Source organism: Stutzerimonas decontaminans (genome assembly GCF_000661915.1).
GTDB lineage: Bacteria > Pseudomonadota > Gammaproteobacteria > Pseudomonadales > Pseudomonadaceae > Stutzerimonas > Stutzerimonas decontaminans.
Window position 1 is genome coordinate 2,415,409 of record NZ_CP007509.1, and the last position, 25,623, is coordinate 2,441,031.

The following is a 25,623-nucleotide window of genomic DNA, read 5'->3' on the forward strand; positions in this document are numbered from 1 at the left end:
TCGAAGCGGATAAAAGGCGCTCAGTGATTAAGGCGCTCCTTAGTGAGCCCGGCGTCGCTCAGCCCGCCAGCGGCTTGCGTGCTACCAGGTCGATCAGCGCCGACATTCCGCGATGGCGGGTTCCCTCCTCAATGTGCACGTCATATTCGGCCAGATGCAGTATCTCCAGCCCGGCGAAGGCCTCGCGAAGCAGTCCAGCCGTATAGAGGTGGGTCGGGTCCTGCGGGCCGCCGGTGCCGTATTGCAGTTGCTCGAGCCGATAACCTTCGAGCAGCAGCAGGCCCCCTGGCTTCAGCGCGCGCTGCATGTTGGCGAACATCTGAGCACGCGCGTCAGGCGCGGCGAATTGGATGAATATCGCGACGATGGCGTCAAAACGCTCGGTTCCCCAGTGCCAGCTCAGCAGGTCAGCACACTCATGGGTGAGGCTTACGCCCCGTTCCGCGGCCAGTAGGCGTGACTTTTCGATCGCGCGTGGTGCGGCCTCCACCGCCAGCACATCGAGCCCCTGCTCTGCCAGCCAGACGCCATTGCGACCCTCGCCGTCGGCTACCGACAGGACCTTCATCCCAGGCGTGAAACGCGCTGCCTGACTTGCAAGAAACGCGTTGGGCTCCTTGCCGAACAGGTAGTCATCCTCTTTGAAGCGCTCATTCCATTGTTCGATCTGCGGGTCCATAAGGCTCTCCGAAACTGTTCATGGCGACGACATCGGAACGCAATATACCCCCTGCCGTATTGAAACAGGCAACCCGCGCGGTGGTACTCAAGGGCGGCAACCCAAGCGCTCGGCATGCAATCGCCGGCTCTTCAAAACTGAGCAGTTCGGGTGTGCGTTCTTGCAGCGACTAAGCAGGCGAGTCAGTTGTGCGCGCCCTCCTCCAGGCGCTTTTGCAGGTAGCTGACCACCGAATCGATGCTGATCAGCAGCTGATAATCGGCCTCTGGAATGTTCACACCGAGGCGCTGATGCAGCGCAGAGATGTAGCGCAACCAATCCATCGAATCGAGGTCAACCTCATCGCGCAGCAGACGGTCGGGGCGTAAGGTTTTCACATCGACCTCCGGCGCGATGTGTTGCAGCGCCTCGAGTGCGATGTCGCGAATCTGCGCTTCTTCCATTTCGTTCTCCTGTCACAGGCTGTCGGGGCTCTGTAGCAGACGGCCCACCTCGACGAGAAACCGCGCGCCGTAATGGCCGTCGCTCGCCCTGTGATCGGCTGCCAGGCTCAGTACGACGGTTGGCATCACGCAGAGCGAGCCGGCTTCCACCCATGGGCGCTCGGCGATCCGCCCAACGCCTACCAGCGCGACCTGCGGCGGATAGATGACACCAAACACGCTGTCGACGCCCTGCTCGCCTAGCTGGGTAACGGTTAGCGTGACGTCACTCATTTCCGAGCTGCGCAATGACCCACTGCGCGCACGTTGTATCAGGTCGGCTAATCCATCCATCAGTTGCGGCAACGATTTTTCCGCAACGTCATGCAGCGCAGGTGCAACTAGGCCACCCTGACGCAAGGCGATGGCCACACCAAGGTGGATGCCCTCGGCTGGCCGAAAGCCGTCGTCACGCCAGTAGCCATTGAGCAATGGATACTGGCGCAACGCCAGCGCCACAGCCTTGAGTATCACCGCACCGGCGAGCAAGCGCTGCTCTGGTGGCCGCTCGGCGTTATAGGCCTGGAGCCAGCTGCTGGCGGCGCCGAATGCAACGGTTTCGCTCAGGTAGTAATGCGGAATCTCGCGCTTGGATCGGCTCATGGCGGCGGCGATCGCCTGGCGCATCGCGGCGTTGCGATCTACCGGTGCAGCTTTCGGCGAAGCGGCTTCCACATCTTCCAGCGTAATGGTGCCGTGAGGGCCACTGGCGCTGAGCGCCTCCGGGTCGATACCCAGTTCAGCGGCTCGTTTGCGGGCGGCAGGGGATATACGAGCTCGCGTTGCGCCTTGCTGAACAGCGGTAGCGGCTGCCGGTTGTGGCTCCCCTTGTGGTACAGCGGCTTTCGGGCCTTGTACCAGCACCGCAGCCTGCGCTAATGCAGCTTCGCGGGATTCGCCGGGTTCAAGCAGCGTCGCGATGGCGGTGCCGACCGGGATCTTGCAGCCTGGCTCGATCAGTAGTTGCAGCACTTCGCCGGTTTGCCAGCATTCAACGTCCACCGCAGCCTTGGCGGTATCGACCACGGCGATTACCTCGCCACGTTCGATTCGCGTCCCGGGCTTCACCTTCCATTGCAGCAGCGTGCCTTCATCCATGTCTGCGCCCAGTGATGGCAGTTTGAAAACGATCATGCACACCTCATAGCCGAGATCGGCGCGCTAATGCAACAGCTGGCGGGCCGCCGCGATGATGGACGAGACCTGTGGCAGGGCCGCATCTTCCAGATGCTTGGCGTACGGAATCGGCACCTCGGCGCTGCACACGCGTGCCGGTGGCGCGTCTAGTTCGAAGAAACCCTGCTCGATAATGCGCGCGATGATCTCCGCCGACAGGCTGCCGCTGCGCCAACCTTCGTCGACCACCAGAACGCGCCGCGTCTTGCGGACCGACTCGAGGATGGTCGCGTCGTCCAGCGGGCGCAGCACACGAAGGTCGATGACTTCCGCCGCGATGCCCTCTTTTGCCAGCTCTTCGGCCGCCTGCAGCGCCTTGGGCAAAGTGCCGCCGTAAGCGATCAAGGTCAGGTCCCTGCCCTGCCGTCGCACACGAGCCGAGCGAATGTCCACCGTTGGAGGTGCCTGCAGCTCATCCTCCAGGTTGTACAGCTGGGCATGCTCGAAGATCAGCACGGGGTCCGGGGCCTGCAGCGCGGGCCAAAGCATGCCGCGGGCATCCTCGACCGTAGCCGGGGCAAGGATAATCAGGCCGGGAATATGGGCGAACCAGCCTTCCAGACTATGGGAATGCTGCGCTGCCAGTTGCCGCCCGGCCCCGGTGGCCATGCGCAACACCAGCGGAACGGAAAACTGCCCGCCGGACATGTGCCGAAGCGTCGCGGCGGTGTTGATCAGCGGATCGAGGGCCAGCAGGGCGAAGTTCACCGTCATGACCTCGACGATCGGCCGCATACCACCGAGTGCCGCGCCAATACCGGCACCGACGAACGCCAGTTCGGACAACGGCGTGTCGCGGATGCGCGCCTCGCCAAATTCGGCCAGCAGGCCTTTGGACACGGCATAGGTGCCGCCGTAGCGACCAACATCCTCGCCCATCAGAAAGACCCTTTCATCGCGCTGCAGGGCTTCACGCAGCGCTTCCTGCAGGGCCTCGCGGTAGCTGATCCGGGTAGTCATGGCTGCACCTGCGGTGTGTATACGTCGCTGCACAACTGCTCGATGGGTTCGAGCGTGCCGGCCTCCGCGTAGGCTACGGCGTCCTCTACTTCCTGCCTCACGGCAGCCTCTATCGCCAGAAAGCCCGGCTCGTCCAACAGGCCCTGCGCCTTCAGTCGGGCGCTGTAGGTGTGGATCGGTCCGCGCTGCTTCCACTGCTCCACTTCGGCCTTGTCGCGATACAGCTCCGGGTCGAACATCGAATGGGCGCGGAAGCGGTAGGTCTGAAACTCCAGGAAATACGGGCCCTGACCGCTGCGCACGTGCGCCACCGCCGCTCGGGTGGCGTCGTGCACTGCAACCACATCCATGCCGTCGACGGCCGCGGCGGTCACCCGATACGCCGCAGCCTTGGCGCATAGATCGGGCTGCGATTGCGAGCGGGCCAGCGCAGTGCCCATTGCATAAAGGTTGTTCTCGCAGCAAAACAGCACCGGCAACTGCCACAGCGCCGCCAGGTTCATTGATTCGTGGAATGCGCCTTCGGCCATCGCCCCCTCGCCGAAGAAACAGGCACTGATACGTGAACCCTTCTGCATCTGCTCGGCCAGCGCCAGACCGACCGCCAGTGGCAGGCCACCGCCGACAATGGCGTTCCCACCGAAGAAGCGCGTGCAAGCGTCGAACAGGTGCATGGAGCCGCCGCGCCCGTGCGAGCAGCCCTGCTGGCGACCATACATCTCGGCCATGATCGCCTTCATCGGCACGCCCTGGATCAGCGCGTGGCCATGTTCACGGTAGGTGGCTATAACGGCATCGTCCGCGGCCAGCGCATGCAGGCTCCCGACCGCCACGGCCTCCTCGCCGATATAAAGGTGCAGGAAACCGCGAATCTTGCCCTCGCCATACAGCTCGGCGGCGCGCTCTTCCATGAGCCGAATGCGCAACATGTCGCGCAGCAGGCCCAGCGCCAGCTCCGACGGATAGATCACGGCAGACGGCTTGCTCATCACGAATTCTCCAGCGTGGAGGTATCGCCTTCTGGTAGCCCCAGCTCGCGGGCCTTGAGCAGCCGACGCATGAGCTTGCCGCTGCGGGTGCGCGGCAGGCTGGGAAGAAACTCCAGCTCTTTCGGCGCGACGGCGGCGCCCAGCCGCTTGCGCGCATGGCCGATCAGCTCATCGTGCAGCGCCTCGCTGGGCTCGCGGCCACGCTTGAGCGACACGAAGGCCTTGACCGTCTCACCGAGCAGAGAGTCGGGCTTGCCGATTACCGCCGCCTCGGCCACGGCGGAATGCTCCATCAAAGCGCTTTCCACCTCGAACGGCCCGATCAGGTGGCCGGCGGACTTGATGACATCGTCGCTGCGGCCGATGAACCAGTAATAGCCATCGGCGTCGCGTCGCGCCAGATCGCCGCTCAGGTACCAGTCACCGACGAAACAGCGCTGATAACGATCTTGTTGACCGAGATAGGTGCGGAACATGCCCGGCCAAGGCTGTTTCAGAGCCAGCTCGCCGATCTCGTCGTCGCCGAGGATGGCCAGACTGCCGTCTTCGGCATGCCGGACGATGGCCGCCTCGACGCCAGGGAGTGGCTTGCCCATTGAGCCCGGTTTGATTGGCATGGCCGGTAGGTTGGCGATCATGATTCCGCCGGTCTCGGTCTGCCACCAGTTGTCGTGGATCGGCAGGCCCAGCACTTCCTTGCCCCACCAGACAGCCTCTGGGTTGAGCGGCTCGCCAACGCTGGCGACGAAGCGCAGCTGCGGATGGAAGTGTCGGCGCGCCAACTCCGGCCCTGCCTTCATCAGCATGCGGATTGCGGTAGGCGCGGTGTACCAGACGCTGATCCGCTCCTTCTCGAGGATGCCGTACCAGCGCTCGGCATCGAAGTCACCGCAATCAATCACGCTGGTCACACCCAGCAGCAGCGGCGCCAGAATGCCGTAGGAAGTGCCTGTGACCCAGCCTGGATCGGCGGTGCACCAGTAGATGTCGTCCGGGTGCAGATCCAACGCATATTTCCCGGTGACGTAGTGCGTCAGCGCGGCGCCATGCACATGCAGTGCGCCTTTTGGCGTGCCGGTGGTGCCACTGGTGAAATGCAGCAGCGACGGGCTGTCCGCAGTGGTGGGCACGATCTCGAATTCCTCGCTGGCAACCGCAAGAAGCTCGTGCAGGTCCAGCGTACCGTCGACTTGGGTGTGACCGCCGCTTTCGTCGTACAGCAGTACATGTTCGAGTAGCGGCAGCTTGGCACGCATCCCGGCGACCTTCTTGCGATACAGCGTCTCGCTGGTCAGCAGTACGCTGCAATCACCCAGGCTCAGCCGCGTTTCCAACGGTTCGGGGCCAAATGCGGCGAACAGCGGGGAAACTACGCAACCGTTCTTCAGGCCACCCAGTACACCGAGATAGAGCTCGACGCCGCGGTTGCACAGCACGAACAGCCGCTGGCCCGGCGCAACACCGAGTTTCGCTAGCACATTGGCAAAGCGGTTGGTCTGGCGCTTCAACTGCAGGTAGCTCAGCTCGCGGCGGCTACCATTGCGCTCCAGAAAGCGCAGTGCGGGATGCCCGGCGCGTGCGCTGTCGGCGTGCCGATCAACCGCCTCATAGGCCAGATTCAGGCCGCCGTCGGGTAGCCCGCTCAACACCCCGGCCGCCGCCTGCCAGGAAAAACCAGCGCCCACGAACCTGTCGTCGGGCCAATTGGGGATAACGGGCAAGTCCCTCGCCGTCTTTTCGATGATTGCCGTGCGCATAGCCATCCCCCAGGAAACTGTGGAGTAAACGCTGCCGTGCGCAGACGATGCATTGAAGCGTCACCGCAACTGTTAAGAAGGCTAGAACCAAATCGGGGCAGTGGATTGATTACGATCAATCCACGTAAAGCTATAGCGCCTCATGGTCTTCAGGCCGAGAGGAACCCGACATGGTGGCGGGCAACGCTGCCGAGCGCAGCTAGACTCGCAGATGGCAGCGCATAGCGAGGTGTCGGCTGCGCTGGATAGGACTGACAAGCCGGCGCGAACAACTGTGAGGGATGGATGAGCGGTCAGCAGGAAGTCATCGAGTTTCTGTCCCGTGCCGAAAGCTACGGCGCTCTGGGCGACACGGTCGAGCGCATCGAAACCCATGGCTCGCTTGTCTTTCTGTGTGGCGAGCGGGTCTACAAGCTCAAGCGCGAGATTGCCTATGCGTCGCTGGACTTCCTGACGCTGCAAAAGCGCGAGCGCGCCTGCCACGCCGAGTTGCTGCTGAACCGACGCACTGCCCCGGGCATCTATCTCGCGGCGCGCTCGATCACGCGGGACAGTGCTGGTCGGCTGGCCTTCGATGGCAAGGGCGAGGTGCTGGATTGGGTAGTGGTGATGCGTCGGTTTCCGCAGTCCGCCCTGTTCGAGCGCATGGCCTTGGCAGGCGAGCTGACGCCCTCGCTGATGCAAGCCCTGGGCGTGGAAGTCGCGCGCTTCCATGCCGGAGCGGAGCGGATGCCCGCCTTTGGTGGCAGCACCGGCATACATCGGTCAATCGAGAGCAATCACCATGAGCTGTGCCGCCACCGCTGGCTGCTCGATGCGGATGCGGTGCAGGCGCTGTGTCACGACCAACTGACCCTGCTCGATCAGCTCTCGGCAGAACTCGATCGGCGTCGCCACGAGGGTTACGTTCGGCGCTGTCATGGCGACATGCGACTGGCGAACATCTGCCTGTTCGAAGGGCGACCTACCCTGTTCGACGGCATCGAGTTCAGCGACGAGATCGCCTGCATAGACATCCTGCACGACCTCGCTTTCGTGTTGATGGATCTTCAGCACCACCAACTGGCCGACCTGGCTCCGCTCGTGTTGCGCGCCTATCTGGATGAGAGTGGCGAAGCGGAAGATTGCCGGCCGTTACCGCTGTTCCTATCGGTCCGCGCAGCGACTCGCTGCTTTACCCTAGCCAGCAGCGCTCAGCGCCAGACCACGCCCGAGGCTGCCGAAGCCAAGGCCGCACAAGCGCGCATGCTGTTGCAGCAGTCCCGCATCTATCTGCTTGATCACCAGGCGCTGGGCCTGGGTTATCCGCAGGTGACGTCCATTCCTTCCGGTTCGCCCAGGAGACATCCATGAACACCCGCCCTCCTCTGTTGTTCGCACTGCATGGCACCCAGGATTATGCTGCCCGCGTCGCCCGGCATATGGGGCTCGAGCTGGCTGAGCTCGAAGAGCGCGCCTTCGAGGACGGCGAGCATAAGAGCCGCGCCCTGACACCGGTGGAAAGCCGTAACGTCGTAGTTTTCCACTCGCTATATGGTGACGACGAGCGCAGCGTGAACGACAAGCTCTGTCGCCTGCTGTTCTTCTGCGGCGCGCTCAAGGATGCGGGCGCTCGCCAGGTTCAGGTGGTCGCGCCCTATCTCTGCTATGCGCGCAAGGAGCGGCGCACCCAGTTTCAGGACCCGATCATCACCCGCTATGTTGCGGCACTGTTCGAAGCCTGCCGGGTGGATCAGTTGACCACCATCGAGGTGCACAACCTGGCCGCATTCGACAATGCGTTTCGTATCACCACCCGGCATATCGAGAGCGCTGAGCTGTTTGCCGCGCATTTTGCTCGCCTGCCCGAAGACGCAGAACTCGTGGCAGTCTCTCCCGACGCCGGCGGTGCCAAGCGCGCGGAATCCTTTCGCCGCGCACTGGAGCGGCATACCGGACGCGCCGTCAGCAGCGCTTACATGGAGAAGTACCGCAGCAACGACATAGTGACCGGGGCAATGCTGGTGGGAGACGTACGCGAACGGATCGCAATCATCGTGGATGACCTGATCAGCACTGGCGGCACGCTGCTGCGTGCCGGCGAGGCCTGTCGCGAGGCAGGCGCGCGGCAAGTACATGCGGCCGCAGCGCACGGCTTGTTCACTGGCGGCCCTGAAATACTGGAAAGCCCGATATTCGACCAGTTGGTGATCACCGATACAGTGCCGCCATTCCGCCTTGCCCCAGACCTGGTTAGCGGGCGCCTGACGATTCTGGATTCCAGCTCCATGGTTGCAGCTACGCTCGGCGCCCAGTACCGCTGAGCATGGCTGGCCTTCACGCCTGTCTGCATTTCTTGGCTACAGTCATGCAAAAGAGCCAAAAAATACCAGCACGATCAGGAGATCGTCATGGAAGCAAGCAAGGATGGCTGTGAGGCCGCCCCGCTGATTTGCCGTGAATGTGCACTACGTGGCGTCTGCCTGCCGGCGACGCTGTATGACCCCGATCTGAGTCGATTTGAGAACATCATCCGCCACAACCGCCGTGTGGCCCGCCACAAGCATCTCAGGCGCGCCAGCGAGCCGGCCAATCAAATTTATGCCCTGCGTAGCGGCGCCCTGAAAACCTACATCGTCAGCAACGACGGCCGCGAACTGGTAACCGGATTCGTCCTTCCCGGCGAGCTCGTCGCTCTGGATGCCTTCGCTGGTGGCCGATCGGCCAGCCATGTCATGGCGCTGGAGCCCTCGCTGGTGTGTGGCATCCCTGTTGCGGAGCTGGAGGAGCTGCTGACGGGCAGCGCTCGCCTACGTAAGCGCCTGTTCAAATTCATCAGTCACGAACTGCAGATCGAGCAGGCCCATCTTCGACATAACCGCGAAAGCGCCGGGCAACGGTTCCTCGCCTTCTTTCTTGATCTCTCGGCTCGCCATGCGCGGCGCGGGCTATCTCCAACCCGCTTCACCCTACCGATGACGCGCGCGGAGATCGGTAATTATCTGGGCCTGACCACCGAAACCGTCAGCCGCCTGTTCACGCGCTATCGCCAGCTTGGACTGATCGACACTACAGGGCGGGATGTGCAGCTGCTGGACGTACGCTCGCTGGCAATAGCCCGCGATGCGTCGGCGCAGCGAATCTCCTGCTTGGCTGGATGACGCGTTGGGCGAACGGTTGACGCCTGTCAAGGCCGAGCCTGCCCATGCGCAAATAATCGATGCACCTGCCGGCCTCGCCGCCGAGCAAAGGCAACGCTGCATGAATGCGGTAACAGACCTGGAGATTCGATTTGCAGCCCTACGAATTATCCGCAGAACGGCTCTACCAGATCTGCGATGACAGCCTGCTTGATTTCGAGACCACCTCCGACCTGCCCGATCTCGACGACATTCTCGGACAGGAGCGTGCGCTGGGTGCCTTGCATCTTGGCGTCGGCATGCGTCACGAGGGTTACAACCTCTATGTGATGGGCTCGCCTGGCCTAGGCAAGCACGCCATCGTGCGCAATCTGCTGCAACAGCGTGCCACCAAGGCCGCGCAGGCGCAGGACTGGTGCTACATCAACAATTTCCGCGCGCCACATAAACCGCTTGTGCTTTGTGTGCCGGCCGGCTTTGGTAACACGCTGCAAACCGATATGCGCCGGCTAGTCCGTACGCTGCTCAGCGCGCTGCCGGCCGCCTTCGACAGCGACGATTATCGCAACGCCGTGCAGACCATCAAGGATGAATTCAAGGCGCGCGAGGAGGCGCTTTTGGGCTCGCTGAGCGAGCAGGCGCGCCAGGCGGACATCATGCTGATGAGCACGCCCAGCGGCTATACGCTGGCACCGCTGCTCAAGAGCGGAGAAGTGATGGGCCCAGTCGAGTACGAGCAGCTTTCCGCCGAGGAAAAACAGCGCATCGAGCGGAGTAGCGAAACGCTGCGACTGGCCCTGCGCCAGGGCCTGCAGCTGGTCGCCAGCTGGCATCGAGAGCACGACAAGCGTATCGAGCAGGTCAATCAGGAAACCACCCGCGCCACCGTCGACATCCATCTGGCAGAGCTGCAGTCGTCCTATCAGCAGTTGCCCGGAGTGATGGCGTTCCTCGCCGAGGTCAGGCTGGACATAATCGAGCGAGGCGAGGACCACTTCGCCAACATCGAACCGACCAAGGTGCTTGGCAGCCAACGCCTCACACCGTTCAACCGCTACTTCGTCAACGTGCTGGTGGACAACTCCGCCAGTTCCGGCGCGCCGCTGGTCTACGAGGACCACCCCAGCTACCAGAATCTCGTCGGTCGTATCGAGCATCTAGCGCAGATGGGAACGCTGCTCACTGACTTCACGCTAATCAAGAGTGGCGCGCTGCATCGAGCCAACGGCGGCTATCTGGTGCTCGACGCACGCAAGCTGCTGAGCCAACCATTCGCCTGGGAGGCGCTCAAAAGGGCCCTGCAGGCTCGCGAGCTGCGTTTGCAGTCGCTGGAGCAGACACTCAGCATGGCCAGCACGATCTCTCTTGAGCCGGATCCGATTCCGCTGGACGTCAAGGTGGTGCTGGTGGGCGATCGCCGCCTCTATTACCTGCTGAACCAATACGATCCGGAGTTCTCTTTGCTGTTCAAGGTGGAGGCCGACTTTGCCGAGGACTTCGAACGCAGCCCGCAGAACACCTTGCTATACGCCCGCCTGCTAGCCACGTTGCAGCGGCGAGAGAAGCTCAAGCCACTGGAGCGAGGCGCTGTGGCGCGGCTGATCGAGCATGCGTCAAGACGCGTGGAGGATGCCGAACGGCTGTCGCTGCACCTGGCGAGCATGCTCGACATGTTGCGCGAGTCGGATTTCTGGGCAGGCGAACGCGGTAGCGAGCGGGTCACGCGAGAAGATGTCGAGCGCGCCCTGGGCGAATCCCTGCATCGCGCCGACCAGATACGTGAGCGCATGCACGAGGCCGTGCTGCGTAATCTGCGCCTGATCGAAACCAGCGGCTCCAGCGTGGGGCAAATCAACGGGCTGGCGGTGGTGCAGCTGGGTAATCATGCCTTCGGCCACCCGGTACGGATCACCGCCACGGCTCGACTGGGTGACGGTAAGGTCGTTGATATCGAGCGCGAAGTAGAGCTGGGTGGTGCGCTGCACTCCAAAGGCGTGATGATTCTGTCCGCCTACCTGGCCAACCGTTTTGCGCGTGAGGCCCCCTTGTCACTCGCGGCCAGCCTAGTCTTCGAGCAATCCTATGGCCCGGTCGAGGGCGACAGCGCTTCGGCCGCCGAGCTCTGCGTGCTGCAATCGGCCCTCGCCGGGCTGCCCCTACGTCAGGATCTGGCTATCACCGGCTCGGTCAACCAACACGGCAACATCCAGGTGATCGGCGGCGTCAACGAGAAGATCGAAGGCTTCTTCGACATTTGCCGCGCACGCGGGCTGAGCGGCACTCAAGGGGTGATCGTTCCGGAGGGCAACGTCAAGCATCTGATGCTGCGTCAGGACCTGCTCAACGCCGTGCGGGACGGGCAGTTCCATGTCTATGCGGTAAGCGAAGTCGACCAGGCGATGGAGCTGTTGACCGGGCTCCCAGCCGGCGCAGCCGATGAGACTGGCGGTTATCCACCAGGCAGCGTCAACGCCGCAGTGAAGCAACGCCTGGACGAGCTCAGCTACCTGCGGCGTCGTTACATTCAATCAGAAGGCACTGGTCGTGATCATTCGGACCAGTGAAACCGAGGTTCGGCGCCGGGTGTTGCTGGCGCTAGAACCCGCTGGAATCAACCCGAACTCGTTGCAGATCGCTATACAACTGTCCCGCGACTTGCGCGCAGAACTGACCAGCCTGCTACTGGAGGATGTGGCGCTGCTGCGTGCCGCCGCCCTACCCTTCGCCCGTGAAATTAATCGCAGCGGCGTCGAACGTGTGCTGGACCCGACGACGCTCGAGCGGGACCTGCGGGTGCGTGAAAGCCGATTACGGGAGGAGCTGGCGCGACGGCTCGAGCCCAGCGGCATCGTCTGGTCTTTGCGACGTCTGCGGGGGGCTGGGCTGGAAATGCTCCTGAGCGAGATTGGGCAGCGCGATGTCATGGTGTTCGGGCGCGCGCAGTGCTCGCCATGGAACACGCAATCGCCGGCCCAGCATGGCGTATTGCTTTATCGGGAATCGTCAGCATTGCAATCGGCAGGTGCTGCGCTGAAATCGCTCGACCAGGACGGGCACCTGCCTGGGCTGGCCTGGGAACCAATGCGCTGGACCACGGCGGAACAGTCGCTGCCTTTGCTGCTGCGCCGTCAACCGCGGCTGGTCTTGCTGGCTGGCGCGGTGAGCGACTGGCCCGACGCCGAACTTCGGCAGCTTACCGGACGCCTGGACTGCCCTATCCTGCTGGCTCCGTCAGTCGAGCGCTGAGCCAGCCGGGTCAGCTGGGTCAGCCTGGCAGCGGCGGTTCGCGGTCCTGCGCATCCGGCACTTCGATCATGGTCGCCTCGGTCAGCAGCAGCACGCTGGCAATCGAGACGGCATTTTCCAGGGCAATCCGTACCACCTTGGTGGGGTCGATGATCCCGGCGGCGTACATGTCCACGTATTGGTTTGCGGCGGCATCGAAACCGACGCTGCCCTGCTCGGCCAACAGCCGAGCGACCACGACGCCGTCGTCGACCGCTGAGTTGTCGGCGATGGTGCGTACCGGCGCTTCCAATGCGCGCCGCAGGATCTGTAGTCCGGTCCGCTCGTCGCCCTCGGCACTGGCTTCCTCAGTGGCTATGGCTGCTACGGCACGCAGCAGAGCCAGGCCGCCACCCGGCACGATACCTTCGGACATGGCCGCTTTGGTGGCGGCAATTGCGTCATCCAGCGCATCCTTGCGGGCTTTCATCTCCGATTCGGTCGGCGCACCGACGCGAATGACTGCCACCCCGCCCGATAGTTTGGCCAGGCGTTCCTGCAGCTTTTCGCGGTCATAGTCGCTGGCGCTCTTCTCGATCTGGGTGCGAATCTGCTGCATGCGCGCGTCAATCGCGGCACGACTGCCTGCGCCACCGATCAGCGTCGTATGCTCGCGGTCCACCACCACACGCTGCGCATGGCCGAGCTGATCAAGCCCAACCTGCTCCAAGGCGATCCCGACATCGGCCGATACCAATTGCGCTCCAGTAAGCACCGCGATGTCCTGCAGCATATCCTTGCGCCTGTCGCCGAAGCCTGGCGCCTTTACTGCTACTACCCGCAGCACGCCGCGAATGTGGTTTACGATCAGCGTGGCAAGCGCCTCACCCTCGATATCTTCGGCAATCATCAGCAGCGGTCGACCGCTTTTCGCAATGGTCTCCAGCAGCGGAATCAGATCCTTGAGCAACCCGACCTTCTGCTCGCATAAAAGTACGAAGGCGTCCTCCAGCACTGCCTCCATTTTCTCGCTATCAGTGATGAAATACGGCGAAACGTAGCCACGGTCGAACTGCATCCCCTCAACGACGTCGAGCACGGTTTCGGTGGTTTTGGATTCCTCGACAGTGATGACGCCTTCGTCCCCGACGCGCTCCATGGCATCAGCCACCAGTTCTCCGGTCGCAGGGTCGTTGTGTGCGGAGATGGCGGCGATCTGCGCTTTTTCCTTGCGCGTTTTCACTGCACGGGATTGCTTGTGCAGCGTTTCGACGGTAACGCGCAGACCTCGGTCGAGCCCCCGTTTGATATCGATGGCGCTGGCGCCAGCCACGACATTGCGGATGCCTTCGGTCAGGATGGCGTGAGCCAGAACCGTCGCCGTGCTGGTGCCGTCACCGACTGCGTCGCCGGTCCGCTCGGCGGCCTGGCGCAACATTTGCGCACCCAGGTTCTCCTCGGGGTCTTCCAACTTGATCTGTTTGGCGATCGTCACGCCGTCATTGCATACCTTGGGCGCACCATAGGCGCTCTGAATCAGCACGGATTTCGACTTGGGACCGAGGGTGATGCGGATTGCCTCGGCGAGTTGATTGGCGCCCTGCAGCACTTTCTCGCGCGCAGCGCTACGGAACAGCAGTTTCGTGTGGCTCATGAAACGCATCCTCCTGTGCAATGACCAGCAGCTTTGTTCAGCACGGAGGCGTTGTGTTTGATCGGAATCAACGTCCATGCTGCAGTCGTGCACTGAAACGTAGCGCGTCGCACCAAGCGGCGTAAGATGACGCCATCTTTCACTTGGAATCGGAGTTTTTACATGCTGCTTCGCTTACTGGCCGCAGGTGCCATCACCGCCCTTTGCATGCCTGCGATCGCGCAGGAACACCACCACGACCATCAAGCGCCTGTGGAAGCAGTTGCGACTGAACTCGCTGTCAGCCAGGCCTGGTCGCGCGCAATGCCGCCAAGCGCGCCCACCGGTGCGGTCTATTTCGTTCTGGAGAATCGCGGTGATCAACCGCAACGGCTAGTTGGGGCACAGACGCCACGGGCCGTGAAGACCGAACTGCACACCCATGTGCATCAGGGCGACATGATGAAGATGCAGCAGATCGAGTCGGTCGACGTGCCCGCTTCGGGCAAGGTTGAGTTCAAGCCGGGCGGAAACCACGTCATGCTGTTCGGACTCAAGCAGCCGCTGGTCGCTGGCGAGAGCTTTCCGCTGACGCTGCAGTTCGAGAGTGGCGCCGAGGTCACCACCGAAGTAAGTATCGAAGTTGATGCCCCCGCTGCTAGCGGCGCGACGCAGGGCCATCATCACTGATTCATCTGGCGTGCCGGGCAACCCGGCACGCTCTTCCCGCCCTCAGATTGCCGCGGGCGTACGCATGGTGACGAACTCCTCGGCCGCTGTCGGGTGGATGCCCATGGTTTCGTCGAACACCTGTTTGGTCGCACCCGCCTTCAGTGCCACGGCCAGCCCCTGCATGATCTCACCGGCGTCCGGCCCAGCCATGTGGCAGCCCAGTACGCGGTCGGTTTCGGCGTCCACTACCAGCTTCATCAGGCTCCGCTCGAGGCTGTCCGTCATGGTCAGCTTCATCGGCCGGAAGCGGCTTTCGAAAATGGTGACCTTGTAGCCCTTTTCGCGGGCTTGTTCTTCGGTGAGGCCGACTGTCGCCATGTTCGGCAGACTGAACACTGCCGTCGGGATGGTCGCGTAATCCACCTTGCGGTATTGCTCTGGCTTGAACAGCCGTCGCGCAACCGCCATGCCTTCGGCCAATGCCACTGGCGTCAGCTGGATACGACCGATCACGTCACCGATCGCCAGAATCGACGATACCGAAGTGCGGTATTCATCATCGACTGCGATGTATCCGCGAGCGTCCAGCGCCACGCCTGCTTGTTCCAGACCCAGGTTGTCCAGCATCGGACGGCGCCCGGTCGCGTAGAAGATGCAGTCCGCTTCGAGCGTGCGGCCATCTTCCAGCGTGGCCAGCAGGCTGCCATCGGCCTGCTTGTCGATATGCACGATGTCGGCGTTGAACTGCAGGTCCACGCCCTTCTTGATCATTTCATCCTTCAGGTGATCGCGTAGCGCCCCATCGAAGCCGCGCAGGAACAATTCGCCACGATAGAGCAGCCTGGTATCCGCACCGCAGCCATGGAAGATCGATGCGAATTCAACTGCGATGTAGCCGCCACCGACGACCAGCACGCGTCGCGGCAGGGATTCGAGGTAGAACGCTTCGTTGGAGGTAATCGCATGCTCGCGACCGACAATTTCCGGAACGTGCGGCCAGCCGCCGGTCGCAATCAGAATATGCTCGGCACTGTACCGTTTGCCTTCAACCTCGACGGTATGCGCGTCCACCAGACGAGCGTGTGCCTGCAGCAGGGTCACGCCGCTGTCCACCAGAATGCTCCGATAGATGCCGTTGAGCCGCTGGATCTCACGATCCTTGTTGGCAATCAGGGCTTTCCAGTCGAAGGTAGCGCCGTCGATGGTCCAGCCATAACCCTGCGCCTGGCCGATGTCCTCGGCGTAGTGCGCGCCGTAGACCAGCAGCTTCTTCGGTACGCAGCCTACGTTCACGCAAGTGCCGCCCAGGTAGCGGCTTTCGGCAACCGCTACCCGGGCACCGAAACCCGCAGCGAACCGCGCCGCACGAACGCCACCTGAACCCGCGCCGATGACGAAAAGATCGAAGTCGTAAGCCATGTAATGTTGTCTCCTTCTGTAGCGACAGCATAACCCACGCATCCGCTCTGGTTCACCGAAGGAGTGCCCCATGCGCCCTACCCTTACCCATCTCGCGCTGCACGTGCCTGACCTGCAGGCCTGCATCGCCTTCTACGAACGCTTCTGCGGCATGCACGTGTTCCACGAACGCCCTGGCAAAGGCTCACGAATCGTCTGGATGGCCGAGCCTGGCAAGGAGCGCGAGTTCATTTTCGTGATGATGCCGGGCGGCAAGGATCGGGCGCTGGCGATGGACGACTACAGCCATTTCGGTTTTGCGCTGGCCAGTCGGGAAGAGGTCGATGAGATCGCCGATCGGGCACGCGAGGACGGCTGTCTGATATGGGAGCCGCGCGACGAGCCCTATCCGGTGGGCTACTACTGCGGACTACGCGACCCGGCGGGCAATTATGTCGAGTTCAGCTTTGGCCAGCCGCTCGGGCCAGGCGCTGAAGACATGCCGCAGCCCTGAAACGAATTGGGCCACCCGGAGGTGGCCCAATTGGCTCAGAACGCCTTACCGGTTAGGTAGAAGTGCTCATAACAGAAGTTGGTCGCCGCGATGTAGCCCTCGGCGCTACCGCAGTCGAAGCGCTGCCCCTTGAACTTGTATGCGAGTACGCAGCCATCCTGGGCCTGGCGCATCAGCGCGTCGGTGATCTGGATTTCGCCACCCTTGCCCGGCTCGGTCTGCTCGATGAGATCGAAGATGTCCGGGGTCAGAATGTAGCGGCCAATGATCGCCATGTTGGACGGCGCGTCTTCCGGCTTGGGCTTCTCGACCATGTGGCTGACGCGGTAGATGTCGTCGCGGATCATCTCGCCGGCAATTACGCCGTACTTGCTGGTCTCTTCCGGCGGAACTTCCTGAATCGCCACGATCGAACAGCGGAACTGGTTGTACAGCTTGACCATCTGCGCCAGGACAGGATCACCGTCCAGGTTGATGCACAGATCATCCGCCAGCACCACGGCGAACGGCTCGTCGCCGATCAGCGGGCGGCCGCTAAGAATCGCGTGGCCGAGGCCCTTCATTTCAACTTGGCGGGTGTAGGAAAAACTGCACTCATCGATCAGGCGGCGAATACCAACCAGGTATTTTTCCTTGTCGGTGTTGCGGATCTGGTGTTCCAGCTCATAGCTGATATCGAAATGGTCTTCCAGCGAGCGCTTGCCGCGCCCGGTAACGATCGCGATCTGGTTAAGCCCAGCCGCCAGTGCCTCTTCTACCCCGTACTGAATCAGCGGCTTGTTCACCACCGGCAGCATTTCCTTGGGCATGGCCTTGGTTGCGGGAAGAAAACGTGTGCCATATCCGGCAGCGGGGAAAAGGCATTTTTTGATCATGTGAGTCCTTGAAATGAAGGTTCCAGTCGATGCACTGCTTGTCGATATAGCAGCTGCCTTGCGGTGTTGCTCGGTCTTGCCGGCGTAGAGCCTACGACCACCGTTTTCCATATGGGTTCGCAGCGAGCGCACTGAGCGAATGCAGAAAATATGCCCGCCACCCGAAGCGCTTCCATGATCGCGATCCAGACGGGTCGGCAACGCTAATATCGCTTTGCCATTCTGTAAAGCTGGACCCTGCGCTCTTTCATCCGCACCAAGGTGAAGCATGGCGCTACACGCATATCTATCTGCATGCCGTTACAGCCAGATTGCATCCTTGCGCACGAGACGCTCCACTGACCTGCGTCATTGAAAGCTGTATTTGCGTCCTCATTGCTCTGCTGATGCACTCGAGATCGACCGGAACGCAATACCATAGCGTGCCCGATAATGGCGCATAGCTAGCATTAGCGTCGATCTTCAAGAAATTCGCCAGCTCGCCGATAGGGATTGAGATTGCTAGCCCATCGCTGCGTCGTGGGAAAAAAGAACAATAGTGCGCCATGGCAGCTACCTCCGTGTGGCAGTAGTACTAAGGAAGAACATGAACAGCTCCGCCTCTCGACAGATGTCCGTGCAGACCAAAATCAATCTGGCCCTGGTATTGGTGCTGGTGGCGATCATGTCCGCCTCCTTGTTCATAGCCGCCAGTACGGAAAAGCGCCTGGTCCTGCAGGTGGTGGAGCAGCAGACCAAGGATGCCGCCGACTCCTATTTCGATAGCATCAACACCATGATGCTGACCGGCACCATGGCGCAGCGTGAGGTCTTGCGAAACAAGATCCTCGCGCGCCCGGGTGTAATCGATGCACGCATCATCCGGGGTGAGGAAGTCACCAAGGTGTTCGGTCCAGGCTTCGCACACCAGGCGCCTGCCGACGCGCTGGATCGGCGCGCGCTGAGTGGCGAGGAGATTATCGAGGTCAACAAGCAGAACGGCGGCCGTGTGCTGACCGTCATCAACCCCATCCTCGCGCACGCTGATTACCGGGGCACAAACTGCCTGACCTGCCACCAGGTCAGCGAAAATGCAGTCATGGGCGCTGTGCGCATCAGCTATGACCTGAAAGCGCTGGATCAGGAAGTCGATCGCAACATCATGATCAGTGGTGCGATTCAGTTGCTGTTGCTGGTCATTGGCGTGGTGGTCATGTGTATGACCGTGCGCCATGTGATCATTCGTCGCATCACCGCCATGCGCCACACCATGAATGCCATGGCCGAAGATGAAGATCTCAGCCGCAGCGTTGCTGTAGGCGCGAAGGACGAGATCGGCGCGATGGGCGATGCCTTCAACCGCATGATCGGCAAGTTCCGCCACAGCCTGGAAGCCGTTGCCGGCGTCACTCATCAGCTTACGGACGTGTCCGAGCGCGTTTCCCATGTCGCCGAGAAGACCCTGGCGGCAGTCAACGAGCAGCGCAACGAAACCGATATGGTCGCCTCGGCGATGAACGAGATGAGCGCGACCGTGCAGGAAGTGGCACGTAACGCCAACCAGACCGCCACCGCCTCTACCGGGGCCGATACCGAGTCCAAGGCCGGGGTGAAGGTCGCGACCGAAGCGCTTGATGGCATTGAAGTGCTGATCGCCGAGATCGAGAAGGCGGCGCAAGTGATTCAGCGGGTCGAAAGCGACAGTGCCAGCATCGACATGGTGCTCGGTGTGATCAACGGCATCGCCGAACAGACCAACCTGCTCGCCTTGAACGCTGCCATCGAAGCGGCACGCGCCGGCGAACAGGGTCGCGGCTTCGCGGTGGTTGCCGATGAGGTGCGCACCCTCGCTTCGCGTACACAGAAGTCCACCGAAGAAATCCAGGCGATGATCGAGCAACTGCAGAGTGGCGTACGTAACGCCGTGCAAGCCATGAGCGAAGCGCAATTGCGCGCCCGCTCGGGTTCGCAATGCGTCGAGAAGGCCGCGCAAAGCCTTGGTGTGATCGCCGATGAAGTCGGCACCATCAACGAGATGAACACCCAGATCGCAACGGCCGCCGAGCAGCAGAGCGCGGTTGCCGAAGAGATCAACCGCAACATCACGACCATCAGTCGCATCGCCGACACCACCTCGGCGGACGCAACACAGACTTCGCAGATCAGCGATGAGCTGGTGCGCCTGGCGACCGAACTGAACCGACTGGTCGGCCAGTTCAAGCTCTGACCACAGCGGCGCGGCCTTCCTGGCCGCGCCCGGTGCGCATTTCTAATCGCCCAACGGTGCGGTTCGGAGTGCCGCCGGGACGCTATTCTTGATCTGAGACAGTCGGCGCGCCGGAGCGAATCGTCCATAATCCGCGCCCATGACCTGCCTGAGCCGGAAACACCCAAGGGTGACACCGCGTTCCGCGCCCGACTCCGAATTCAACCCTTAGGTGAAACGAACAATGGACCAACTGCCGAGCTTCAACCGGGCCCTGGTCGAGAAGTACGACCGTCCCGGTCCTCGCTATACCTCCTACCCTACTGCCCCGCAGTTTCACCAGGCCTTCGCCCAGGACGATTACCGCGCCGCTGCTGCACGCAGCAATCAAACGCAACCGCCCAAGCCGCTCTCGGTGTACATCCACATCCCGTTCTGCAAGAGCCTTTGCTACTACTGCGCCTGCAACAAGATCATCACCCACAAGACCGATCGCGCCGTCGAGTACCTTGAATACCTCAAGCGCGAGATCGCCATGCAGGGCGAACTGTTCGATCGCTCGCGCAAGCTGACTCAGCTTCACCTGGGTGGCGGCACGCCAACCTACTTCACCAGCGAGCAGCTGGCCGACCTGATGGCGAGCCTGCATCATGCGTTCAACATGGATGACAGCGACAACCACGAGTTCTCGCTGGAAGTCGACCCGCGCACCGTCACGCCCGAGCAGATCCATGGCCTGCGCAGGCTCGGCTTCAATCGCCTGAGCTTTGGCGTGCAGGATTTCGACGAGCAGGTGCAAATTGCCGTCAATCGCATCCAGACCGAGGAGCAGACCCGCGAGCTGGTCCAGGCCGCCCGGGACGCGCAATTCAAGTCCATCAGCGTCGATCTGATCTACGGCCTGCCCCTGCAGACGGTGGCCAGCTTCGACACCACGCTGGACAAGATCATCGACATCCGCCCCGATCGCATTGCGGCCTACAGCTACGCCCACCTGCCGGAGCTGGTGCGTGCGCAAAAGCTGATTCGCCCCGAGGACATGCCGCCGCCAGAGCGCAAGCTCGAGCTGCTGGAGCTGACCATCCAGCGCCTTACCGCCGCCGGTTACGTCTATATCGGCATGGATCACTTCTCCCTGCCGGAAGACGAACTCGCCCTGGCTCGTGCCAATGGCACGCTGCAACGCAATTTCCAAGGCTATTCAACGCATGCCGACTGCGACCTGATCGGGCTGGGCATCTCCTCCATCGGAAAGGTCGCCGACAGCTACAGCCAGAACGTGAAGGAGCTTTCGCAGTACTACGCCCGCCTCAACGAGGGCATGCTGCCCGTGCATCGCGGCTACAAGCTGAGCGAAGACGACTGTCTGCGCCGCGACGTGATCGTGTCGCTGATGTGCCACAGCCGCGTCGACTACGCGCAGATCGAGCGCAAGCACGGCATCAACTTCCGCGAGTATTTCGCCGAGTCGCTGGCCAAGCTGGCTGAGCCGGTTGCTGACGGCCTGGTCGAGTTGCATGACGATGCGCTGGTCCTGTTGCCGCAAGGGCAGCTGATGATGCGCAACGTAGCGATGGCCTTCGACGCCTATCTCGGTGGCGAGCAACGCGGGCGCTTTTCCCGTACGGTCTGATCCCGTATCCCTGGCGTGTGTGGGCGGCAATCGGGCCGCCCGTCCACCTTCCGCCGATCGCCTTAGAATTGCCAAAACCTGCTGAAGCTGTATAAATAGCCAGTCTTTGAGCGGGCCGCCCACGCCCCAGCTTCAGCGGATGTGCAATGCGTCAGGCCCTGGAAAATCCCTTCTACTATCTCAACAACTTTCAGCAAGTGCTGGCCTGGGTTAGCCGTCACCACAGCGATCTGCTGGACGAAGCCGAACGAGACTTCATCGACCGTTTCGCACTGTTGCCCCAAGCCTCCCAGGCGCTGCTGGTACGCATGGTGATGCGCAAGGGCACGCTGTTTCGCGCGGGCAAGCTGCGCTATCCCGAGATCGGCTGCCCACGCCACGCAGCTCTGCCGCTGATCGAGCACGGCTGGATCGACGCGGAGCGTGCATTGACGCTGGAGCAGCTGTTCGCACTGATGACCAAAGGCGAGCTGTTGCAGGTGTTCGAAGCTGCGGCATCCGCCAACCTACGCAAAGCCGAGCTTTTGGAAAGCTTGCGGGCCGTCCATGACACGGCAAAGCCTTTTCAGGCGTGGTGCAGGCACATCGAAGATGCGGTTTTCGCGCTATGCATCGACGATCTCTGCGAGCGGCTGCGCCTGCTGTTCTTCGGCAATATTCATCAGGATTGGTCCGAGTTCGTTCTGGCCGATCTCGGAATCTATCGCTACGAGCAAGTCGCCTTTTCGCCTACCTCGCGCGCCTTCACCTGCCGCACCGATCTGGATGCCTATCTGCACCTGCATCGCTGCCGCGAGCGCTTCGACACCGGCGACTCCCTGCCGGATGTCCTGGCCGACATCCCGCTCACGCCCTATGCCAACGACTGGCTGGAAAGCCGCCGCGGCAAGCTGCTCCTGCGTATCGGCCAGCAGGCCGAACGGCTCGGGGAGCTGCCCGAGGCGCTGCGTCTGCACGCAGCCAACCCCTATCCGGGCGCACGCGAACGCGCGATTCGGGTGCTGGAACGCTGTGGCCAACCAGCGGCGGCGCTGGAGCTGCTGCTTCGGGCTCAGACAGCCCCGGAAAGTGAACATGAATTGCAGCAGTTGCAGCGCATCCTGCCGCGTCTCCAGCGCGGATTGGGCATCCCCACCGATCGCTCGCGCAGTCGCAAGCCGGAGCAGCTCGATCTGGTCCTCGCCAGCGCCGGCTGTAGCGTCGAGCATGCCGTGCGTGAGCATCTGTCGACACCCGAGGCTCCCGTCTATTACGTCGAGAACGCTTTGATCGGCTCCCTGTTCGGCCTGCTGTGCTGGGAGGCGATCTTCGCTCCGCTGCCTGGTGCGTTCTTTCATCCGTTTCACTGGGCGCCGGCCGATCTGAACCGCGCGGACTTTCATCAGCGACGAGCCGATCTGTTCGCTGCCTGCCTGGCCTGTCTCGACAGCGATGATTACCGTGATTGCATCTGGCGCACCTTCCAGGCAAAGCTCGGTATCCACAATGCTTTCGTCGCCTGGGGGCTGATAGATGAGCAGCTGCTGGCGCTCGCTCTCGACTGCATTCCCGCCACCCATCTCAAGCTGATGTTCCAGCGCATTCTGGCGGATGTCAGTGGCAATCGCACCGGCCTGCCAGACCTTGTCCAGCTGTGGCCGAAGGAACGCCGCTATCGCATGATCGAGGTAAAGGGGCCGGGCGATCGCCTGCAGGACAACCAGAAGCGTTGGATCGACTACGCCCACCAGCACGGCCTGCCTATCGCCGTGTGTCATGTGCAGTGGGCCGAGGCAACGTCGTGAGCTATCGGGTCGCGGTGCGTGCGCTCTGCGAATTCACCGCCAAGGTCGGCGATCTGGACTTGCGTTTCACCCCCTCGCCGACTGCGCTGGAAGGTATCGCCGGTCATGCCCAGGTCACCGCACGGCGCGGTGAAGGCTACGAGCGCGAAGTCGCGCTGCAAGGCCAGTACGAGCGACTGAACGTGCGCGGACGCGCCGATGGCTACGATCCGGTGCGCAACCGGCTGGAAGAGATCAAGACCTTTCGCGGCGATCTTGAACGCCAGCCAGCCAATCATCGGCAGCTGCACTGGACGCAAGCGAAGATCTACGGCTGGCTGCTCTGCCAGGCACGCGGACTTGATGAAGTCGAGCTGGCATTGGTCTATTTCGATATAGCCAGTCACAAGGAAACCCTGTTCATCGAGCGGTACACCGCTGCGGACCTGCGCAGATTCTTCGAGGTGCAATGCCAGGCATTCATCGACTGGGCCGACCAGGAACTGGCCCACCGGGCCGCGCGCGATCAGGTTCTGACCGCATTGCGTTTCCCGTATGCAGACTTCCGCTCTGGGCAGCGGCAACTGGCCGAGGCGGTTTACAAGGCGGCCTGCACCGGCACTACGCTCATGGCGCAAGCGCCGACCGGCATAGGCAAGACCCTTGCCACGCTATTTCCGCAGCTCAAGGCATTTCCCGGTCAGCAGCTGGACAAGCTGTTCTTTCTCGCCGCGAAGACCTCCGGCCGACGTCTCGCGCTGGACGCTCTGCAAAGCCTGCAGCGCAGCGGCGCTGACTCATTGCGCACGCTGGAACTGGTCGCGCGCGACAAGGCCTGCGAGCACCCGGACAAGGCCTGTCACGGCGACTCCTGCCCATTGGCCAAGGGGTTCTATGACCGCCTGCCGGCAGCCCGTGTCGAAGCGCTTCAGCATTGCATGCTCGACCAGGCGACGCTGCGAGGCATTGCGCTCGAACATGAGGTCTGCCCGTATTACCTGAGCCAGGAACTGGCGCGCTGGGCTGACGTGGTGGTGGGTGACTATAACTACTACTTCGACATCAGCGCGCTGCTCCACGGCCTGACCCTGAGCAACGACTGGCGTGTCTGTGTGCTGGTAGACGAGGCGCATAACCTACTCGAGCGGGCACGCGGTATGTACAGCGCGGAACTCGACCAGCGCACCTTCGCCGGCCTTGGCAGCAAGGCACCCGCCCCGCTGAAGCGACCGTTGAGTCGTGTTCAGCGCTGCTGGAACGAGCTGCATCGCGAGCAGACGACGACGTACCAGGTGCAAGCCGAGCTGCCGCTAAAACTGCTGGGTGCATTGCAGCAGGCCGTCAGCGCCATCACCGACTACCTTGGCGAGCAGCCCGCCGGCTTGGATGCCGAGCAGCAACGCGCCTATTTCGACGCCATGCACTTCTGCCGGATTGCCGAGCTGTTCGGCGAGCATTCGCTGTTCGATATCAGCCTGCTGCCGGCGGCGGGTCGTAGCACGGCCAAACGCTCATGCCTGTGTTTGCGCAACGTGGTCCCCGCACCGTTTCTCGAGCCGCGGCTCACCCAGGCGCATTCCAGCGTGCTGTTCTCGGCTACGCTGAATCCGCGGCGGTTTTATGCCGACACCCTGGGCCTGCCAGAAACGAGCGCCTGGATAGAAGTCGATTCGCCGTTCCAAAGTCATCAGCTGCAGATCTGCCTGGCTGAACACATATCGACGCGTTACCAGCACCGAGAAGCCTCGCTGGACGCGGTGGTCGAGCTGATCGGCACGCAGTACCGCACGCGGCCAGGCAACTACCTGGCCTTCTTCAGCAGCTTCGATTACCTGCAACAGGTGACCGCCCTACTGCGCGAGCAGTATCCGGATGTTCCGTTCTGGGAGCAGACCCGCGGCATGCGGGAAGCAGCGCGCAATGAGTTTCTCGGTCGATTCACCGAACGCAGCAAAGGGATAGGATTTGCCGTACTTGGCGGCGCCTTCGCTGAAGGCATCGACCTGCCGGGCCGGCGCCTGATCGGCGCATTTATCGCGACCCTCGGCCTGCCCCAGATCAATCCTGTTAACGAACAGTTCAAAAGGCGTTTCGATGAGATATTCGGACGCGGCCTCGGTTACGATTACACCTACCTCTATCCTGGCCTGCAGAAGGTCATCCAGGCTGCGGGCCGGGTCATCCGTACTCAGGATGACGAAGGTGTCGTGCACCTGATCGACGACCGTTTCGGCCGCCCACAGATCCGTCGGCTGCTGCCGCGCTGGTGGTCACTCTCGACCAGTGCGGGTGGCTGAGCGACCAGTCGTTGTGGTTGCGTGGGGCACGGAGGCTCGTTATAGTCCTGCGCCGCCGATTCTCCATCGGCGCACTGCGACGCCCGGATGGCGAAATTGGTATACGCAAGAGACTTAAAATCTCTCATCCGAAAGGGTATGCGGGTTCGACCCCCGCTCCGGGCACCACTTCGCTGGGCTCTCCCGCTCACTGCTGTTCAGTGATCTCCGCAACCTTCCAGGTTTTCTGCAGCTAGCGCTAACGGTTTCAAACAAAACCGCCAGCA

Annotated in this window: 20 protein-coding genes and 1 tRNA gene; 12 read left to right on the forward strand and 9 right to left on the reverse strand. The window is 62.1% G+C overall.

The annotated features are described in order from the left end of the window. Positions 1–58: 58 nt before the first annotated feature. The 6 genes from UIB01_RS11100 to acsA all read right to left on the reverse strand — a co-directional run bounded on the left by UIB01_RS11100 (position 59) and on the right by acsA (position 5,971). Positions 59–679, reverse strand: a complete 621-nt coding sequence (locus tag UIB01_RS11100) for an SAM-dependent methyltransferase (RefSeq protein ID WP_038660184.1) — start codon at positions 677–679, stop codon at positions 59–61. Positions 680–861: 182 nt separating this feature from the next. Next, complete coding sequence (locus tag UIB01_RS11105; protein WP_038660186.1) at positions 862–1,122, reverse strand: acyl carrier protein; 261 nt, start codon at positions 1,120–1,122, stop codon at positions 862–864. A 12-nt stretch (positions 1,123–1,134) separates the two neighbouring features. Next, positions 1,135–2,295 (reverse strand): dihydrolipoamide acetyltransferase family protein, encoded by a 1,161-nt coding sequence (locus UIB01_RS11110; RefSeq protein ID WP_038660189.1) that lies wholly within the window; start codon positions 2,293–2,295, stop codon positions 1,135–1,137. 27 nt (positions 2,296–2,322) lie between these two features. Further along, complete coding sequence (locus tag UIB01_RS11115; protein ID WP_038660191.1) at positions 2,323–3,297, reverse strand: alpha-ketoacid dehydrogenase subunit beta; 975 nt, start codon at positions 3,295–3,297, stop codon at positions 2,323–2,325. Next, a complete protein-coding gene (gene pdhA / locus UIB01_RS11120) occupies positions 3,294–4,286 on the reverse strand; it encodes a pyruvate dehydrogenase (acetyl-transferring) E1 component subunit alpha (RefSeq protein WP_038660194.1) in 993 nt (330 codons plus the stop codon). The genes UIB01_RS11115 and pdhA overlap by 4 nt, the downstream gene beginning before the upstream one ends. Next, positions 4,286–5,971, reverse strand: coding sequence for an acetate--CoA ligase (gene acsA / locus UIB01_RS11125; protein WP_230585244.1), 1,686 nt, complete (start codon positions 5,969–5,971; stop codon positions 4,286–4,288). Before acsA ends, pdhA begins: the two co-directional genes overlap by 1 nt. Positions 5,972–6,328: 357 nt before the next feature. Here acsA and UIB01_RS11130 point away from each other — a divergent pair, with 357 nt between their 5' ends. The 5 genes from UIB01_RS11130 (at position 6,329) to UIB01_RS11150 (ending at position 12,408) form a co-directional block, all read left to right on the forward strand. Then, the gene (locus tag UIB01_RS11130) at positions 6,329–7,396 is read left to right on the forward strand and encodes a phosphotransferase (RefSeq protein ID WP_038660200.1); all 1,068 of its coding nucleotides are present in this window, start codon (positions 6,329–6,331) and stop codon (positions 7,394–7,396) included. Beyond that, the gene (locus tag UIB01_RS11135; protein ID WP_038660203.1) at positions 7,393–8,346 is read left to right on the forward strand and encodes a ribose-phosphate diphosphokinase; all 954 of its coding nucleotides are present in this window, start codon (positions 7,393–7,395) and stop codon (positions 8,344–8,346) included. Before UIB01_RS11130 ends, UIB01_RS11135 begins: the two co-directional genes overlap by 4 nt. An 87-nt stretch (positions 8,347–8,433) precedes the next feature. After that, on the forward strand, positions 8,434–9,183 hold the full coding sequence (locus tag UIB01_RS11140) for a helix-turn-helix domain-containing protein (protein WP_038660205.1): 750 nt from the start codon (positions 8,434–8,436) through the stop codon (positions 9,181–9,183). 131 nt (positions 9,184–9,314) lie between these two features. Beyond that, positions 9,315–11,726: a Lon protease family protein gene (locus UIB01_RS11145; protein WP_038660208.1), complete on the forward strand. Its 2,412-nt coding sequence runs from the start codon at positions 9,315–9,317 to the stop codon at positions 11,724–11,726. Next, positions 11,707–12,408: a hypothetical protein gene (locus tag UIB01_RS11150; protein WP_038660212.1), complete on the forward strand. Its 702-nt coding sequence runs from the start codon at positions 11,707–11,709 to the stop codon at positions 12,406–12,408. The genes UIB01_RS11145 and UIB01_RS11150 overlap by 20 nt, the downstream gene beginning before the upstream one ends. A gap of 19 nt (positions 12,409–12,427) precedes the next feature. Here the strand turns inward: UIB01_RS11150 and groL are convergent, their stop codons facing one another. Then, entirely contained in the window at positions 12,428–14,041 is a 1,614-nt protein-coding gene (groL, locus tag UIB01_RS11155; protein WP_038660214.1) for a chaperonin GroEL, read from the reverse strand. 162 nt (positions 14,042–14,203) lie between these two features. On the opposite strand from groL, the gene UIB01_RS11160 reads away from it, so the two are divergent. Continuing rightward, entirely contained in the window at positions 14,204–14,710 is a 507-nt protein-coding gene (locus UIB01_RS11160) for a copper chaperone PCu(A)C (RefSeq protein WP_038660217.1), read from the forward strand. A gap of 42 nt (positions 14,711–14,752) precedes the next feature. Here UIB01_RS11160 and gorA read toward each other — a convergent pair whose 3' ends face one another. Next, positions 14,753–16,111 (reverse strand): glutathione-disulfide reductase, encoded by a 1,359-nt coding sequence (gene gorA, locus UIB01_RS11165; protein ID WP_038660220.1) that lies wholly within the window; start codon positions 16,109–16,111, stop codon positions 14,753–14,755. 70 nt (positions 16,112–16,181) lie between these two features. Here gorA and UIB01_RS11170 point away from each other — a divergent pair, with 70 nt between their 5' ends. Continuing rightward, entirely contained in the window at positions 16,182–16,604 is a 423-nt protein-coding gene (locus UIB01_RS11170; RefSeq protein ID WP_038660222.1) for a VOC family protein, read from the forward strand. Positions 16,605–16,639: 35 nt separating this feature from the next. Here UIB01_RS11170 and galU read toward each other — a convergent pair whose 3' ends face one another. Continuing rightward, positions 16,640–17,479 (reverse strand): UTP--glucose-1-phosphate uridylyltransferase GalU, encoded by an 840-nt coding sequence (gene galU / locus UIB01_RS11175; protein WP_015277032.1) that lies wholly within the window; start codon positions 17,477–17,479, stop codon positions 16,640–16,642. Positions 17,480–18,065: 586 nt separating this feature from the next. Here galU and UIB01_RS11180 point away from each other — a divergent pair. The 5 genes from UIB01_RS11180 (at position 18,066) to UIB01_RS11200 (ending at position 25,525) form a co-directional block, all read left to right on the forward strand. Further along, complete coding sequence (locus UIB01_RS11180) at positions 18,066–19,685, forward strand: methyl-accepting chemotaxis protein (RefSeq protein WP_038660227.1); 1,620 nt, start codon at positions 18,066–18,068, stop codon at positions 19,683–19,685. Between the two features lie 223 nt (positions 19,686–19,908). After that, on the forward strand, positions 19,909–21,297 hold the full coding sequence (gene hemN, locus UIB01_RS11185; protein WP_038660230.1) for an oxygen-independent coproporphyrinogen III oxidase: 1,389 nt from the start codon (positions 19,909–19,911) through the stop codon (positions 21,295–21,297). Between the two features lie 146 nt (positions 21,298–21,443). After that, complete coding sequence (locus UIB01_RS11190) at positions 21,444–23,081, forward strand: VRR-NUC domain-containing protein (protein WP_038660232.1); 1,638 nt, start codon at positions 21,444–21,446, stop codon at positions 23,079–23,081. Then, positions 23,078–25,357, forward strand: a complete 2,280-nt coding sequence (locus tag UIB01_RS11195; protein WP_038660235.1) for an ATP-dependent DNA helicase — start codon at positions 23,078–23,080, stop codon at positions 25,355–25,357. The genes UIB01_RS11190 and UIB01_RS11195 overlap by 4 nt, the downstream gene beginning before the upstream one ends. A gap of 81 nt (positions 25,358–25,438) precedes the next feature. Further along, a tRNA-Leu gene (locus UIB01_RS11200) sits at positions 25,439–25,525 on the forward strand. The last annotated feature ends 98 nt before the right edge of the window (positions 25,526–25,623 follow it).